The organism is Arthrobacter sp. MYb213 (assembly GCF_002979915.1).
GTDB lineage: Bacteria > Actinomycetota > Actinomycetes > Actinomycetales > Micrococcaceae > Glutamicibacter.
In genome coordinates this window covers 137,359-151,131 of the sequence record NZ_PCQA01000002.1, presented here as the reverse complement: position 1 = coordinate 151,131, position 13,773 = coordinate 137,359, and the positions used below count along the sequence as shown (strand labels likewise).

Genomic DNA, 13,773 nt, shown 5'->3' with positions numbered 1-13,773 from the left:
TCGGTAATCTGAAAGCTCATTGACTTACAAAACTTCAAAGGAGCCGACCTTGTCTTCTGGGTATGGGAAGGTCATATCACGCGCTGAGCAGTCCGCGTGGATGCACTCACTTCGGCCGGATACCGCTTACGTAGATTTTGTCTTTAATAACGGCGATGACGACCACCCATTGCTGGAGCAGTTGGCGCATCTGAAATCTACCCGAACGGTCGGCGTTGAGCCTGGGAACGGTTATTATTTTCGGCCACGTCCAACGGTGATCAGGCGGAGGTTTGCCTACGATCGCGACATTATCCGAGCCATTGACAGTCTTGGATGTTTCTTTCCTGAGGCCACGAGCTCAGAGCAATGGACTGGGCTGGGTGATGTTGACGTGGTCTTCCTCGATAAGAGAGGCAAGATGATTGGCGCGACAGTAACTCACGAAGGCATGATCATCACGCCGGATGATGAAGATGAGGACGGGCTGCCGCTCTGACCGTGAAGTTGGTACGTGCGGCGACGTCGTGGAGTTCCGCTTCAACGTCTAACTCATCAAGCGGTATTGTGTTTTGCTCTGGCCATCACTGATGGTCAGAGCGAAACTCATTTAAGAGGCGTTCTTTTACTATTGCTACGGTCATATCATGCGATTTAATCAGGCTATGGTGAATCCGGTTACTCAGACCGGATGGCGCCCTTGTCTGTAGCGTGGCATTCAATATAGAGGCTTCATTTTCTAGCAGTGATAGTGCCAGATTGTTTAGCTCCTGGGAAGTACGTTGAATGACCTATTAGCCCAGGTTGAGCTGCCACGTGAGGATGGTCAGCTCAGGTCGCAACTTAGTTAGTGTAGGTGTCCTTCAAAACTGCATCCGAATCCTCAGATTCGTCGATATAAAAGCGTTCAGCGCCATCACGTTTCTCGTACATATCAACGTATTCGTCCGCTATATTGTCGGGGGAGAAGTATGTTCCTTCTTCGATGACTCCCGCGATGGAAAGCATGCCCACGTAGATTCCCTGGGTCGCCAGCTCCTCGTGGAGGCAATGCGCGTAACTGCGCAGTCCTGACTTGCCAATGCTCAACGTAGTCAAGATTGGGGTCACGGTTAGTTCGGTAGCTCCACCGCCGGTGAAGAAGATGGCTCCCTGCTGTCTTTCAACCATCTCAGGAATCACCTGCTGTGCGGCCGAGATTCCGCCAATGATATTCACCTGCATGTGCTGATTCGCAATTTGTGCTGTTGTCTGCGCGGCAGAAACCGGTGCGATCACGCCTGCGTTGTAGACGAGTACATCAATCTGGCCGAACGTTGCTCGCACTTGTGAGAACGCATCCGCAATCTGTTGCTCATTCGTCACGTCGGCAGCGAAGCCCGCGCTCTTGATATTCATTTCAGACAACGAGCTCTGGAAGTTGTCGAGACTCTCTTGATTCCGTGCGATCAAAGCTACATTGAAGTTCTTCTTGCCGAACTTCTTAGCAAGACTGAGTCCGAGCCCTGGCCCCGCTCCTACAATCACTAGCGTGCTCATTTATCAATCTTTCTACGGGTAAAAATGCGGCATGTGCCATTAATCGGCAACATTCAATCCGTGAAGAATATTCCACTGGCACCAGCTGCAGGATTATGTCCGCCCTGCGCTCGGGCTGACCACACTGAACGCTTGGCGGCCTTTAGCCTCGTGCTCGTCTTCAGCAGTATTTCTCACAACTCATTAGGCGCTTGCGTCGCTCAGCTTCGTAGCGGTGAAGTCGTAGGGTCTGTGGAAACAAGGCCGACGGATGCCTCATAAGGAGCTGGCTAAACAAAGTCAGGGTCCTTCGCGTCCTCGTTTCGACCGCTCAGTGCGTCACTAGGTAGGCTAAGTGGGGCAAGTATTATGCATCTGAGCTTGACCGTCTCGTGAAGTCCAGAGCGGAGCAGATCAGCCGCCCGGAGCGAGTTCTATCCATAACCCAGATATTGAAGGACGCGAGGCGCATGCGACACCCTACCCGAGCATTTCTTGCTACCACCGCTATCGCTGTCCTCGTCTTGCCGTTGACCGCCTGCGACAGGTGGAGTTCCAAATGCGATACGAAGAGCAACTGTTCAATCATGATTCAAGGTGACCAGTTCCACAGCTTCCCGCGACCTTACAACAGCGACCATGGGTTGCGCTCCGCAGACCGCATTCGCCTAGTGTCGGCGTTGGAAGGTGGCGAAGCCCATTTCCAAGCAGGAGGGGTAGAACCAACTTGTACTCAGGGCAATAGCTTCACGATTGCCGATACGACGATCACCTGTGATGCGGTTGGAAATGACCGGGTTGAGCTGACGACAGTTCGTCAGAACCGGTAGATACCGGAGAACGTCGTGCCTGAGTATCGCTTCATCCAACGATGGCTCCACACATGGCTGGCAGTAAGATCGGCATTATGGATGCGCAGCGTGAGGTTGAAGAGATTTATTTGGCCGGCGGTTGCCTCTGGGGTGTGCAGGCTTTCATCGCGACGCTGGACGGCGTGACATTCACGGAAGCTGGAAGAGCCAACGGTGCCAGCGGAGACATCGATAGCGACTACGACGGTTATGCGGAATGCGTTCGAACCCGTTTTGATCCGACGGTTGTTAATGTCGAGCAACTGATGGCGTACCTGTTTGAAATTATCGATCCTTACAGCGTGAACCACCAGGGACCGGATACCGGTCTGAAGTACCGCACTGGTGTGTATTCCACTACGCCGGCCCACCTCGACGAGGCTCGGGCGTTCATCGCTGAGAGGGATGATGCGGATCGCATCGCGGTCGAGGTACTGCCGCTTGCCACCTATGTGCGAAGCGCGGAAGAGCATCAAGACCGGCTCGCACGTTTCCCCGAGGATTCCTGCCACCTTCCCACCTCTCTGTTGACGAAGTACCAAGGGTGAGGACAATCTACGGCTAGAGCGTGGAAGCGTCATGAAGTTGCTACGTATCAGACCTTGGTGGAATTTATATTCGAAGTCTAAGTAATCTAGGCTCATTGCTCTAGATCTGCTTTGGCTTCACCACCTGATTCGCAGGGGACGTTCCGACAGACTAAAACCATGGTCCTTGTTCTGCTTCGGACCGCCCCCTATTGTTGTCGAGGTACTCAAAGGTTCTTAATTTGCGAGGTACTTTGGTGGGAAAAATTTTCTGGGTTGCCAGAAAACGCGTTGCGCTTTACCTCGCTATCTCGGTTTTTGGCCTGGCCTTGCTGATTGGTGTGTATTGCTGGATCTCGGGCAGAGCGCCACTAGAAGCCATAGAGAATCTTTGGATTGCATTGGTGTTCGCGCTAGGAACGGCCGTGGCGACTGCGTTGCGAGATCAGAAGGACGACGGCACCGCTCGTTCTCAAAAAACTAACAGCGATTGACGCGGGGGCTTTAATAGCTCTGCGGAGGTGGGCGACACTGGCGACAAAGCGCAGACTAGCGGCGGTAAACAGCGGGAATTAGTTGTTACTGCCTGCCGATGAAATCGAAGGTGTACTCATTAGTCAACGGCATGTATCCGGGATCATCTTCGAACGGCATGTAGTCCAGGGAGTAAAGGTAACCGTCGATAACCCAAAGATCTAAGTGTCCCAAAGCTTTTTCGTTTTGAAACACGGTCACCGAAGAAAACGGTCCGCCGCCATGGGAGATGCGCTTACGACCAGGGGCCTTGGTGACTGCGATAAGGAAGCATTCGCACTCGTCGAATTGGAACCCATCCCAGTGCGAGAACGCCAACTGCTCACGTGCTTTTGCTGATTCGGTATCGGTTCCGCTGCATAGCAAGGATAGGATGTCGCGTTCGGCTTGGCTGAGTTCCTCGCCTTTGCTGCGGTTAGTTTGGGGGCGCATAGATGCAGGCTATGGCGTGCCGCGGCTACACGGCAAATCCGCGGGCATCTAATTGTGCAACATTGCCGCGACGGACTTACTCGCCGGCAGTTCAAGGGTCATTGCGGAAAATCTCCAACGCACGGTGTTTGGACACGAAGCGCGGACTCGCGAAGCTCGTAAGGCCATTGTTCGCCTTGCTCTGTTCGTTTAGAACAATGGCCAGGGGACCGCTGGCATCTCACCGCTCGGGCTAGGAAATTTGCCGGTAGAAAGCAGCTGCTCACAGCGCTGCGCAAGGGATGCGAGTTCCTCTGCGGTGATGAGCTCCGCGAGCTTTTGCCCCAGCTCAGCATTGAGTGCCTCGCTAATCCGAGCGACGCCCTCGTGCTCTTCATCGGTGAGTGCTTCGCCAACCCAGCCCCACAGCACCGTGCGCAACTTATGCTCGCGGTGAAAGGTCAGTCCATGGTCCACACCGTATCGGTGTCCACCGGTCATCGCTAGGATGTGGTTGCCTTTGCGGTCGGCGTTATTAACGATGACATCAAATACCGCCATACGTCGCAATGCGGGGGAGTCCTCATGAACGAGGGCAAGCAATTCACCGTTCTCGCCTCGACCTTGAAAAACCTGTTTCCAACCAGCCTGCGGAACGCTCTGGGCAGGGACCAGATCGATAGCGTTTTCCTCACGATCTTGCTCTTGCCACAGCTGCACCATGCCTTCGCCAAACTGAGCCTCACGCAGCCAAGTATGTGGCACGATATTCCAGCCCAAGGCTTCCGAGACCAGATAGGCGGCGACCTCCCGGTGAGCCAGCTGACCGTCGGGGAAATCCCACAGCGGATTCTCCCCGGCGATCGGCTTATAAACGACGACGTTCTCTGCGATGTTGCCCAGGAAAGTTGCGTTTGACGCCGTGGTGAGTCGGCCGGTGAGCGTGAGCTCGGTGGTCATCAGCTCAGCCACGTGTATCAGTTTTCGGTGATGGTGCAGGTGTGTCCGTCTGCGTCCATCGGATAACCGCATAGGGTGCACATCGGACGCCCGGCATCCACGATCTCGCGGGTGCGCTTAGCGAAGGCACGGGCGGTACCCACCGGCATCCGCACGCGCAGCATTTCGGTCTCTTCAACGGGAGCCACGTCTGGATCTTCATCCGGAATCGGGTGGGCCTCGATGACGATCTGCGAGGTGGAAGGGTCCCAGCCCAGGCTCATCGCGCCGGTGCGGAACTGCTCCTGATCAACTTCGAGCGGGTCATTGTCCACTAGCTCGATCGGAGTGCCGGTGGGAATGCTGAAGGGATTCCCATCCACGGTGAGCAACTGATCAAGAATGTCATCGATGTTCTCCGCGAGCTGCGCGGCCTGCTGTTTCTCCAGCACAACACTGACAATCTCCTTGCCCGTGCGCACCTGGAGGTAGAACGTACGGTCACCGGGAAGCCCGATGACGCCGACAACGACCCTATCGGGCCAAGAAAATTCGTGAATACGTGTAGGCATATAAATATCTTATGCTCCGCTAGTGGGTGTAGTTTGTGTTCCTGCGCCGCCACCGACGGGCGCATCGGCTGCGTGGGTAGTAGTCGACAGCCAGGATAGGTCGCCGGCATCGGTGTTGATCGCGTGGACGGTAGGGCGGTTGGCGCCATAATGCACGATCGAAATCGATGCGGGGCCCACATTGAGACGCTGGAACATGTCCAAGTGCATGCCCAGCGCGTCGGCGAGGATCGACTTGATGATATCCCCATGAGCGACCGCCGCCCAGACCGCTCCTGGACCGTGCTCCGCCTCAAAGGCTGCATCGTGACGTCGAATTGCGGCCACCGAGCGGGACTGCATCGTGGCCATGGATTCGCCGCCGGGAAAGGTGACCGCCGAGGGTTGGGACTGAACAACCGGCCACAATTTTTCGGTAGCTAGCTCGCTGAGCATGCGTCCCTGCCATTGGCCGTAATCGCACTCGGTCAGGTCGTCTTCGGTGGGAGCGTAGGGGGTGCCGGGCTGCCGATCGAGGATGTACTGCGCGGTCTGCTGACAGCGCTGAAGTGGGCTGGAAACCACCCCGACCAGTGGCACGCGCGCGAGGCGCTCGCCGGCCGTAGTTGCCTGTTGCTGACCAAGCTCATCGAGACTCACCCCCGGAGTCCGTCCGGCTAGAAGTCCGGTTGCATTGGCCGTGGTGCGGCCGTGCCGCACGAGGATAACTGTCGCCATCTACTCAGCCTAGTCATCTGCAGTCGCTGAACCTAGTTCAATCACTGAACGGTCCGCACAAGCTGCTCAAAAACAGCAACTAGCTACAGAATTATCGGAATATCTCGTAGCGGATTTGCATACCAGCCTCTTCGTGTCGAACCGTGATTCCTGAACTTTGACCTGTATCTCATACACGCCCCAGAGCGGGGCAATGCAGCATTCGGGTGAAGGATCAACGCTTTCGTGATTACCCAGAACAAGCTTGCGGTCTCGATCGGAGTTACACCAAGCCGTATTAGCGAAATAGTGCATGGTCAGCGCGTGCTTACCGCTGACATCGCGCTTCGACTCGGGCGTTATTTTGGGATCGACCCACGGTTTTGGCTGAATTTGCAGACGCTATGAGTTGGGACTGCAGAGGATCATGTTGCTGAATAATTCGCGGTGATTACTCCATTGAGGGTCGCCTGAGGGTTCAACACTTTGGGCAGTACTGCTAATTCCTACAAGACTTCCGCCAACCCTGGACCGCGTAGCAGATCGCTCCGACGAGCAATGCCGCGAAGACCACGGACTGCCAGGAGAAGAGCGATTGTGCGTTGTCTATTGAAACAAGAAGCAGCAACGCTATAAGTACGCTTCCAACAGTCCAGCCCAATGCTTCGCGGCGTGCGCGGAATGAAGTATTGGGCGCGAAGCTTGCTGCGTAGCTCTCCGGCGTGCCGAATTCCGTAGGCAGCGATGCCTCGGCATCTACGGCGAATGCGCGGGTATCTTCGACGATGACACGAATCCGTCGGTCGCTAATGTCATCACGAAGTCGGAGGTTTTCCTGGAGCTGGCGGATCCATTCCTCGTGTGATGGGACTTCAGTCTTTGACGTGGTTGAGCGTGGTGCCAGTGAATTGCGCTTTGAAAACTTCTCGATGAGGTAGTAAAAGAGCGCGTACATCGGTACCGGAGCCAGATACCAAAGTGCGGATGCTGTGCCCGGAGACCCTGGAAGAGCAATGGCCAGCCCGGCGAGGGCAATCGCGGCGGCAGCGAAGGCCGTTGCAGTCCAGAGCATTGCCTTAAGGCGTGAAAATCTTCGCACTGCAAGATTCCAGAACTGTCTGATGCCCATGGAAATAGCCGGGATGATGAGCGGAAGTCCAAACATTGCCCAGCTCAGTTCCGTTGTCCATCCATCATCTATCAGGGCCACTATGGTCACTAGCATGCAGAGCAAGACTGCGCTGATACAGATTGTTTGGGTGAACTGCTTGAAAGAAAACAGGTGGTACCGGTCCTGGGTAGGAGTTCCGGATTGTTGCCAATGTTCCTGTTGTTCTTTGGCCCAAATCTTTGGGTCACCAAATAGTTCTTCGGCCGGTTCCTGCGCGTCCTTGAGTACTGGAAGCAGATCGACTAGGGCTTGTTTCGCAACCGAAATTTTGACGTCATCGAGCATTAGTCGACCTGCAGCGGTTTCTACCCAGTTAACGTCGTCTTTCTGGCCACGGGCGGCATGAAACTCTTTGAAGAGTTTGGCGAGATCGATTTCGGTGTCAGATTCTGCGGAGTTCTGAGTCATGGCTTCATTCCTTGTGGGTCCGAGTCGTTGTCAGTATCTGTTTTCTGCGCGCCGAGGGAATTGGCTAGAGCATGCCAAGCGCGACGTTCTTCTTGGAGCCTTGAATGTCCAAGTGGCGTCAACGCATAATTTCGTTTTCCGGGACCGTTTTGTCCTTGCTCCCATTGCGCGATGACGGCGCCGTCGTTTTCCAGGCCCGTCAATAACGGATAGAGAGATCCGCCTTTGGGGCGTCCAAAACCAAGCTCATTGACGGCTTGCGCAATCCCGTAACCGTGCAATGCCCCGTCTTCAAGACTGGCGAGAACCGCCGTTCCCAATGCGGCACGGGTCCAGGTTGTAGGCCAAGCCGATTTCACCTCATCGTCGCTCATGTATCTAAGTATAGGTTGTATCTAGATACTCGTCTAGGCATATGGTTTTACTCGACAACGTGTCACCGGGTGCGCGGGTTTTCGCACACTCACCGGGGCAAGTTGCTTCCAATGATCATTGGGTTCGGACGAGCTCACCTGGGAGATCAAAAAACGATGAACATCAGTCCCAATCAGGATTTTTTGCTGATTGCTCGAAGTGCAACCGAGGAAACTTCGAAGCCGTTGTCCGTGGAAATCTTTCTTTAGAAGTTTCGACTTAAATTGCATAGGGGAAGGCGCTAGATGCTTCGGCTCCGGATCCTTGGTACGGGCGCACGCCCTGTTTGACTAGAGCGAAACCATTACCGGAATCATTTTCATCGCGTAACTTATGAAAACGGCGAGCGGCCGCCGCGTTTTCCGTAACGCGGCGGTCGCTCAGTCAATCATTTAGTTCTTGGCCCTGCTTAGTGGTTGGGCAATGAGCTCGCCGGCTGTTGCTCCGCTTTGCTAGCTGCACGAGTTTCACGGCTGATGGCAAAGCCGAAGATCGTGGCCAGAACGTACATCAGGATTGAGTAGATGATGGCGGGGATCGCCACTTCGGTGCTGCCAAGCACACTCAGTGCAATGGTCAAAGCGATGGTGGTGTTGTGGATTCCAATTTCCATCGAGGTGGCGATCGCCTGGGGTGCACCGAGTCGGAGCAGTCGGGCGCCGAGGTAGCCCAGACTCAGGCTGATGAGGCAGACGAGTCCGGTGGCCAATCCGACCTGTTGGAAGTATTCCACGAGGTTTTCTTTTTCGCCCAGTAGCGCGCCGATGGCGACGACCACGAGGACGAATATCGAGAATATGCGAACCGGACGGTCGGCGCGTGTTGCGAAGTTGCTCGAAACGCGGCGAACCGCCATGCCTAGTGCGACGGGGATCAGCACGATCACCATGACTTGGAGCAACTTGCCAAGCTGCAGGCCTAGTTCGCCATCGGCATCGAAGTAGTTGATCGCAAGGTTAGTAATCACCGGGATGGTGAATGCTGCCAGTACCGAGTTGACGGCGGTGAGGGTGATGTTCAGTGCCACGTCGCCACGGAAGAGGTGGCTGAAAAGATTGGCCGTGGGACCTCCGGGAGAGGCGGCAAGCAGCATGACGCCGACGGCAAGGAGCGGGTCGACATTAAAAGGCGACGACCAGGCCAAAAGCGATCAACGGCAACACCAGAATTTGTAATACGAGGGCGATGCCCACGGCCTGCGGGGATCGGGCGACTCGGCGGAAATCGTTGATGGTCAGGGAAAGGCCTAAGCCAAACATGATGATCGCAAGTGCGATGGGAAGGCCGATGGTGACGAGGGATGAATCGTTCATGTGTCCGTTAATCCTTGAATTCGAGTTGGTCACGAGGGGTGGCCACCGGGAACTCCCCACATGAAGTCACTGGCGGGTGTTACTGGCGGGTAATGATGTCGTGAATGAAGTATCAAGTGACCTGCATCACTCGTCAAGCCCCTGTTAGTAATCTCCCTCGACTGTTGCGGTGCTTAGTGCGCAGTGCTTCCGCTACGCGAGGCTGCGCGATTGGCGTATCGGTAAACCGGTCAGCTCGCCTGAGCCGGACCCTCGCGTGTGAGATCGGAGAAAGTAGTCAGAGGTGGGGATATGGTTCGTTCGGAAGACCCGTGGACTGTTGGAAACGATGCGGAGCGGTGAAAACTCCGGGGAAGTCTCGCGTTGGAAAAGACGAACAGCGGAGTCTTGAATTGATAAATGTTTTCCCAAACTTGCCCAATCCCTGAACCTTGTGACGGGCACCGTGAACAAATCTGGGCATGAGCCGAGCTACACCGGGCTCAAACCGGTAACGGCAATCCTTGATACCGTAAAGCACAGATCGAGAGCAGCGTGAGGATCCGCGAATGAGGACATCATCGGCCCATGCTGGTGCGTCTGGCCGAGGTTGAGGAACAGCGCATCTGTGAAGAATGCGCGAGCCATGCGCAACTCGGACGCCCGGTGCAATGGCAGACACCTCAAACCACGCTCACGTTCTCGCGGTGATGGAGCAATGACTGGCGGCACATGCGGCGAAGTTGCTTCCTGCCGTGATTCTTACGCGCCTGGAACGAGTAGGAACTGCGTTTTTTGGAACCAAGCGCAAATGAACTGTCGTATGGTTCGATCCGGCGACCGAGACAACAGGCTAACCTCGCTGTTCAGGTCCAGAACTTTTCGTTGGTCGTCGCTCAGGAAGCTACGATTCAAGTTTCCTGCGTGCCCGGTAAGGGCCAAGCCACGCGCTATTGGTACCAGTTCACCACCCAGCAGTTCAGCGTAGTCGGTTCGATGTCCACGAATCCCGTAACAATTTCCGGAGTAACTGCCCGAGGAAGCAACAGTAATACTTCAGCCTTATCGCCACGAGCTTGTGTGGGGTAATAGCTGCATAGTACCTGAGGAGTTCGCGTTCTTCATCGCTAGTTCTGGGGCGCTCATAGTTTGTAAATTAGCAATCCTGGTGTGCAGGGACGGGTTTAACACACCGTGATCGATTCATTTTCAGTACTGACTTAGAACTGTGGCGGCCATATCAGTCGAGTTGTCTTGCAACGAGCTGGGCATTTGCTTGGCTCCAGTGCTCAACCATGGATTTGCCTCCGTGACCATCGCCGTCGTCAATCATGAGAACCGAGCCCGGCCAGTTCCGGTGCAATTCCCAAGCGGTGTTGGCAGGGCCAGAAACATCGCGCCTTCCGTGGATTAGCATTCCTGGTATATCCCGTATTCGGCTCATACATTCAAGCAACGGTGGTACGCAAAAACCGTCGTTTGCCCAGTAGTGCGTGGTGAGTCTTGCGAAGGCCAAACGGAACGCTTCATTTTCCCACCGAGGATCACGCTCGAATCGGCCAACTCCGATAGAGATATGGGTGTCTTCCCATAGCGCCCACTCCTGAGAAGCCGCTTCTCGCGTAGCAGGGTCAGGCGAGTTCATGAGTTCAGCGTATGCTTCGACCAACCGGCTCTGCCCACGCTGGAATCCTATTGCGCTGTGTTCGGCATGCGAAGCAAACCTGTCCCAGGCTTCCGGAAAGATCTTGCCAACCACTTCGGTAATCCAGTGCACTTCTTCTCTACTCGTAGTCGTAACGGCAAAGAGCACAATGCCGGTCACACGTTCAGGATGAGCTTGCGCGTATGCAAGTGCAAGCGTTGAACCCCAAGACACTCCGTTGATAATCCAAGCTTCAACACCCAATGTCTTGCGAAGTACCTCAATATCACTAATCAGATGCGCTGTGGTGTTGGTGTCCAGAGACGTTTCCATGTCCGATGTGTGGGGGAGGGAGCGTCCGCAACCGCGTTGCTCAAATCCGATGACACGAGTACGTGTCAGGTCAAAGCGGTGACGATATCCGCTTGAGCCTAGGGTGCCACCGGGGCCGCCATGTAAGTAGAGGGCGGGCACGCCGTCAGGTGACCCCCATTCCTCCCAATAGATGCTCTGGCCATCCCCGACGTCGAGCAAACCATGTGCTTGCGGAGCTTCGTGCATTGATGCCTCATCGTCGACTGTGTAAAACTGCATCCACTGAATTGGGAAGAATAATTTCTCAGCCTACAAATCTTTCCCATGGAAGAGAAACTGAGATCAATTGTTATTTTCAGAGGCTAACCGTATGAAAGTCAGCAGTTACCAGTGAGGCAGGGCTCCGTGCAGGTAGCCGGAACCTCTATCGAGCCTCCGAGGTCGATTGATAGGATTCTGAGCATGTCCAGCTCACGAGCCATCACACTTCGTTCCCGTTCCGAAGATGACTTCGACGTTTTGTTCCAAATTGCCGGCGATTTGACCACGTGGGAGCAACGCAGCGCAGCGACTCCTGCTCCGCTCAATCGAGACACCTACAAGGCTCGGCTGGCGCAGATCGATGCCGATAATTCAGACAAAAGTGTAAGATTCATGATTGAAGTGGACGGTACCGCAGTCGGAAGTGTTTCACTCTTCGAATTCGACGAGCTAGCCCGCCACGCCGAGGTCGGTATCGCCTTGGTGCCCGAAGCCCGTGGAAAGGGCATCGGGACAGCCTCCATCTCACAGATCGTCGAGTTCGCCTTCGTACGCTGCAACTTGCGCCGCGTCCATCTGGAGGTGATCGAGTCCAACTTTGGCGCCATCCGTGCGTATGAGAAGGCAGGTTTCGTGATCGAGGGTCGTCAGCGCCAACATGCCTGGGTGCGCGGAAAATACGAGGACATCGTCATCATGGGAATACTGCGCTCGGAGTAAGACCTCGCTGCGTGGCAAGGGAACGTACTCTTTGGTATCGAACGTCCGCGAAGGAACCCATATTGGGTATCATTTTGAGTTCCTCGGAACGAATCCGGCACTATGGACGAATGAAGATTGAATTAACTCGTTTCCGAGTCCGCGAAAACGCTCAAAGCATCGTCGATGAGTGGATGCAATTCCTGAATTCACATGCTGCTGCAGTTCGCGAAACGCTTGAGCCTGAGCAGATGTACGTTGAGACGATTTTTTCGGAGACGATCGATGGAATCGATTACTTGTATTGGTACAGCGTTCAGGGCGAAGACGGTTCTGGCGTTGAGCAATCGGATCATTGGCTTGATGAAAAGCATATGCAGTTCTGGCGCGCTTGTATTGATGACACTTTTCCCGCGGAAGATCTCACGCCTCGCGTAATGATGATTCCAGAACGCGTTGAAACTGCCATGAAGCCCCTGATGACCCTTGCCGAGAGAGAGTGACGAGTTCTAGCGTCATTCCTAGGAAGAGAACTCCTATGGAGCATTCGCATCCGTGAATATTCATCAACCTTCGTCCATTCAGAGCAGAATGCGATAAAGCCTCGAACTCGAGAAAAGCACTGCAATATACATCTAAGTTCCTGAACCGGAAATCTGAAATTTCGACCTTTCAGCCGGGTAAGGCAGAGCCACTAACAAAGTAGCTACGACATCCGAGTAATTCTCTGAATCAAAAGAGAACTCATCGTCCACCGTGTCATGTTCCTACCCTAGGCGGATTACGCGACATCGGTAGCAGTTATAAAAGGTGAGCAGACAACGTGCCTAGATCCCATCTACGTAACTTACGCATGTACGCTGTGGATCACTTGGTAGATGAATACTTGAAGGGTTCAAGATGTCCGATTCTGATTTCTCACTACTGGTCGAGCTCGTTGGTTTATTGCGTGAAGCTGACCAACGCCCTGGCCTTAAGGCGGCGGTGGAAATTAAGGGCAGTGGCGACGTAAAATCCAAAACTTATTTGGTCGAAGCTCGTGTCGAAGGATCGAGCTACAGGACTGTGCGAAGCGACGACTGGTCTAAATTCGAGATCGTATACCAGTCAGATACACATCAGACTCTAATTTTTGAGGCCAACGATTCGCCAATCATCCGAGATAGTGAGTGGCGAATCCCGGTAGCTACTCCCGAACTAGCTATGTTTCGTCCGCTCGATCTGCCCATGTGGGGTGGGCCTACAGACACACACAAAATAATCTCGGTTGCACGAAGCGAAGAAAACGAATTCATCTTAGAACTAACGATGCTTGGCCCAGATGGTGATAGCGACGAAACTTATGAAGTGGTGGTTGACAGCCAGCTTGGCTACGTCTCGCGAATGACATGGAATTACAATAATTACACTGTCAAGAATCTTGAAATCATAGGTGAAGCTGATATTTGGCAGATCGAACTGTGACGTTACGAATCGTTTCTGTCCGTGTTCAAATTCCTCAGCGCTTCTGCCCATAGCCATCAACACCCGGTTTACAGGGT

Annotated in this window: 17 protein-coding genes and 1 pseudogene; 9 read left to right on the top strand and 9 right to left on the bottom strand. The window is 54.3% G+C overall.

Annotated features, from left to right (window positions below):
• The first annotated feature begins 49 nt into the window (after positions 1-49).
• On the top strand, positions 50-478 hold the full coding sequence (locus CQ011_RS05050) for a hypothetical protein (protein WP_105675313.1): 429 nt from the start codon (positions 50-52) through the stop codon (positions 476-478).
• Between the two features lie 344 nt (positions 479-822).
• Here the strand turns inward: CQ011_RS05050 and CQ011_RS05045 are convergent, their stop codons facing one another.
• Positions 823-1,518, bottom strand: coding sequence for an SDR family NAD(P)-dependent oxidoreductase (locus CQ011_RS05045; RefSeq protein WP_181147997.1), 696 nt, complete (start codon positions 1,516-1,518; stop codon positions 823-825).
• Between the two features lie 449 nt (positions 1,519-1,967).
• On the opposite strand from CQ011_RS05045, the gene CQ011_RS05040 reads away from it, so the two are divergent.
• From CQ011_RS05040 to CQ011_RS05030, 3 genes are all read left to right on the top strand, one after another.
• On the top strand, positions 1,968-2,327 hold the full coding sequence (locus CQ011_RS05040) for a hypothetical protein (RefSeq protein ID WP_105675311.1): 360 nt from the start codon (positions 1,968-1,970) through the stop codon (positions 2,325-2,327).
• A 53-nt stretch (positions 2,328-2,380) separates the two neighbouring features.
• On the top strand, positions 2,381-2,896 hold the full coding sequence (locus CQ011_RS05035; RefSeq protein ID WP_286161097.1) for a peptide-methionine (S)-S-oxide reductase: 516 nt from the start codon (positions 2,381-2,383) through the stop codon (positions 2,894-2,896).
• Between the two features lie 236 nt (positions 2,897-3,132).
• On the top strand, positions 3,133-3,369 hold the full coding sequence (locus tag CQ011_RS05030; RefSeq protein ID WP_105675310.1) for a hypothetical protein: 237 nt from the start codon (positions 3,133-3,135) through the stop codon (positions 3,367-3,369).
• An 85-nt stretch (positions 3,370-3,454) separates the two neighbouring features.
• On the opposite strand, the gene CQ011_RS05025 is transcribed toward CQ011_RS05030, so the two are convergent.
• The 4 genes from CQ011_RS05025 to CQ011_RS05010 form a co-directional block, all read right to left on the bottom strand.
• Positions 3,455-3,841 (bottom strand): hypothetical protein, encoded by a 387-nt coding sequence (locus tag CQ011_RS05025; protein ID WP_105675308.1) that lies wholly within the window; start codon positions 3,839-3,841, stop codon positions 3,455-3,457.
• A 189-nt stretch (positions 3,842-4,030) separates the two neighbouring features.
• Positions 4,031-4,798 (bottom strand): SCO1664 family protein, encoded by a 768-nt coding sequence (locus CQ011_RS05020; RefSeq protein WP_105676112.1) that lies wholly within the window; start codon positions 4,796-4,798, stop codon positions 4,031-4,033.
• On the bottom strand, positions 4,798-5,331 hold the full coding sequence (locus tag CQ011_RS05015) for a DUF3090 domain-containing protein (protein ID WP_105675306.1): 534 nt from the start codon (positions 5,329-5,331) through the stop codon (positions 4,798-4,800). The genes CQ011_RS05020 and CQ011_RS05015 overlap by 1 nt, the downstream gene beginning before the upstream one ends.
• A 9-nt stretch (positions 5,332-5,340) precedes the next feature.
• Positions 5,341-6,048: a histidine phosphatase family protein gene (locus tag CQ011_RS05010; RefSeq protein WP_105675304.1), complete on the bottom strand. Its 708-nt coding sequence runs from the start codon at positions 6,046-6,048 to the stop codon at positions 5,341-5,343.
• 225 nt (positions 6,049-6,273) lie between these two features.
• Here CQ011_RS05010 and CQ011_RS05005 point away from each other — a divergent pair, with 225 nt between their 5' ends.
• Complete coding sequence (locus CQ011_RS05005; protein ID WP_502692874.1) at positions 6,274-6,435, top strand: HigA family addiction module antitoxin; 162 nt, start codon at positions 6,274-6,276, stop codon at positions 6,433-6,435.
• A 91-nt stretch (positions 6,436-6,526) separates the two neighbouring features.
• On the opposite strand, the gene CQ011_RS05000 is transcribed toward CQ011_RS05005, so the two are convergent.
• The 3 genes and pseudogenes from CQ011_RS05000 to CQ011_RS04985 all read right to left on the bottom strand — a co-directional run bounded on the left by CQ011_RS05000 (position 6,527) and on the right by CQ011_RS04985 (position 9,279).
• Positions 6,527-7,606, bottom strand: coding sequence for a hypothetical protein (locus tag CQ011_RS05000; RefSeq protein WP_105675300.1), 1,080 nt, complete (start codon positions 7,604-7,606; stop codon positions 6,527-6,529).
• Positions 7,603-7,980: a PadR family transcriptional regulator gene (locus CQ011_RS04995; protein ID WP_105675298.1), complete on the bottom strand. Its 378-nt coding sequence runs from the start codon at positions 7,978-7,980 to the stop codon at positions 7,603-7,605. The genes CQ011_RS05000 and CQ011_RS04995 overlap by 4 nt, the downstream gene beginning before the upstream one ends.
• Positions 7,981-8,429: 449 nt before the next feature.
• Positions 8,430-9,279: pseudogene (locus CQ011_RS04985) on the bottom strand (bile acid:sodium symporter family protein).
• A 621-nt stretch (positions 9,280-9,900) separates the two neighbouring features.
• On the opposite strand from CQ011_RS04985, the gene CQ011_RS18025 reads away from it, so the two are divergent.
• A complete protein-coding gene (locus CQ011_RS18025) occupies positions 9,901-10,023 on the top strand; it encodes a hypothetical protein (RefSeq protein ID WP_286161096.1) in 123 nt (40 codons plus the stop codon).
• 529 nt (positions 10,024-10,552) lie between these two features.
• Here CQ011_RS18025 and CQ011_RS04980 read toward each other — a convergent pair.
• Entirely contained in the window at positions 10,553-11,551 is a 999-nt protein-coding gene (locus CQ011_RS04980) for an alpha/beta fold hydrolase (protein WP_286161095.1), read from the bottom strand.
• Between the two features lie 183 nt (positions 11,552-11,734).
• Here CQ011_RS04980 and CQ011_RS04975 point away from each other — a divergent pair, with 183 nt between their 5' ends.
• The 3 genes from CQ011_RS04975 (at position 11,735) to CQ011_RS04965 (ending at position 13,696) form a co-directional block, all read left to right on the top strand.
• Entirely contained in the window at positions 11,735-12,253 is a 519-nt protein-coding gene (locus tag CQ011_RS04975) for a GNAT family N-acetyltransferase (RefSeq protein WP_105675294.1), read from the top strand.
• Positions 12,254-12,363: 110 nt separating this feature from the next.
• Positions 12,364-12,735, top strand: a complete 372-nt coding sequence (locus CQ011_RS04970; protein ID WP_105676108.1) for a DUF6176 family protein — start codon at positions 12,364-12,366, stop codon at positions 12,733-12,735.
• A gap of 397 nt (positions 12,736-13,132) precedes the next feature.
• The gene (locus tag CQ011_RS04965; protein WP_105675292.1) at positions 13,133-13,696 is read left to right on the top strand and encodes a hypothetical protein; all 564 of its coding nucleotides are present in this window, start codon (positions 13,133-13,135) and stop codon (positions 13,694-13,696) included.
• Positions 13,697-13,773 lie beyond the last annotated feature (77 nt).

What these genes read in the sequence shown, in the direction of transcription:
- CQ011_RS05045 (WP_181147997.1), bottom strand. Translation starts at nt 1,518, where the DNA reads ATGAGCACGCTAGTGATTGTAGGAGCGGGGCCAGGGCTCGGACTCAGT.
- CQ011_RS05040 (WP_105675311.1), top strand. Translation starts at nt 1,968, where the DNA reads ATGCGACACCCTACCCGAGCATTTCTTGCTACCACCGCTATCGCTGTC.
- CQ011_RS05035 (WP_286161097.1), top strand. Translation starts at nt 2,381, where the DNA reads ATGGCTGGCAGTAAGATCGGCATTATGGATGCGCAGCGTGAGGTTGAA.
- CQ011_RS05025 (WP_105675308.1), bottom strand. Translation starts at nt 3,841, where the DNA reads ATGCGCCCCCAAACTAACCGCAGCAAAGGCGAGGAACTCAGCCAAGCC.
- CQ011_RS05015 (WP_105675306.1), bottom strand. Translation starts at nt 5,331, where the DNA reads ATGCCTACACGTATTCACGAATTTTCTTGGCCCGATAGGGTCGTTGTC.
- CQ011_RS05010 (WP_105675304.1), bottom strand. Translation starts at nt 6,048, where the DNA reads ATGGCGACAGTTATCCTCGTGCGGCACGGCCGCACCACGGCCAATGCA.
- CQ011_RS05000 (WP_105675300.1), bottom strand. Translation starts at nt 7,606, where the DNA reads ATGACTCAGAACTCCGCAGAATCTGACACCGAAATCGATCTCGCCAAA.
- CQ011_RS04995 (WP_105675298.1), bottom strand. Translation starts at nt 7,980, where the DNA reads ATGAGCGACGATGAGGTGAAATCGGCTTGGCCTACAACCTGGACCCGT.
- CQ011_RS18025 (WP_286161096.1), top strand. Translation starts at nt 9,901, where the DNA reads ATGCTGGTGCGTCTGGCCGAGGTTGAGGAACAGCGCATCTGTGAAGAA.
- CQ011_RS04980 (WP_286161095.1), bottom strand. Translation starts at nt 11,551, where the DNA reads ATGCAGTTTTACACAGTCGACGATGAGGCATCAATGCACGAAGCTCCG.
- CQ011_RS04975 (WP_105675294.1), top strand. Translation starts at nt 11,735, where the DNA reads ATGTCCAGCTCACGAGCCATCACACTTCGTTCCCGTTCCGAAGATGAC.
- CQ011_RS04970 (WP_105676108.1), top strand. Translation starts at nt 12,364, where the DNA reads ATGAAGATTGAATTAACTCGTTTCCGAGTCCGCGAAAACGCTCAAAGC.
- CQ011_RS04965 (WP_105675292.1), top strand. Translation starts at nt 13,133, where the DNA reads ATGTCCGATTCTGATTTCTCACTACTGGTCGAGCTCGTTGGTTTATTG.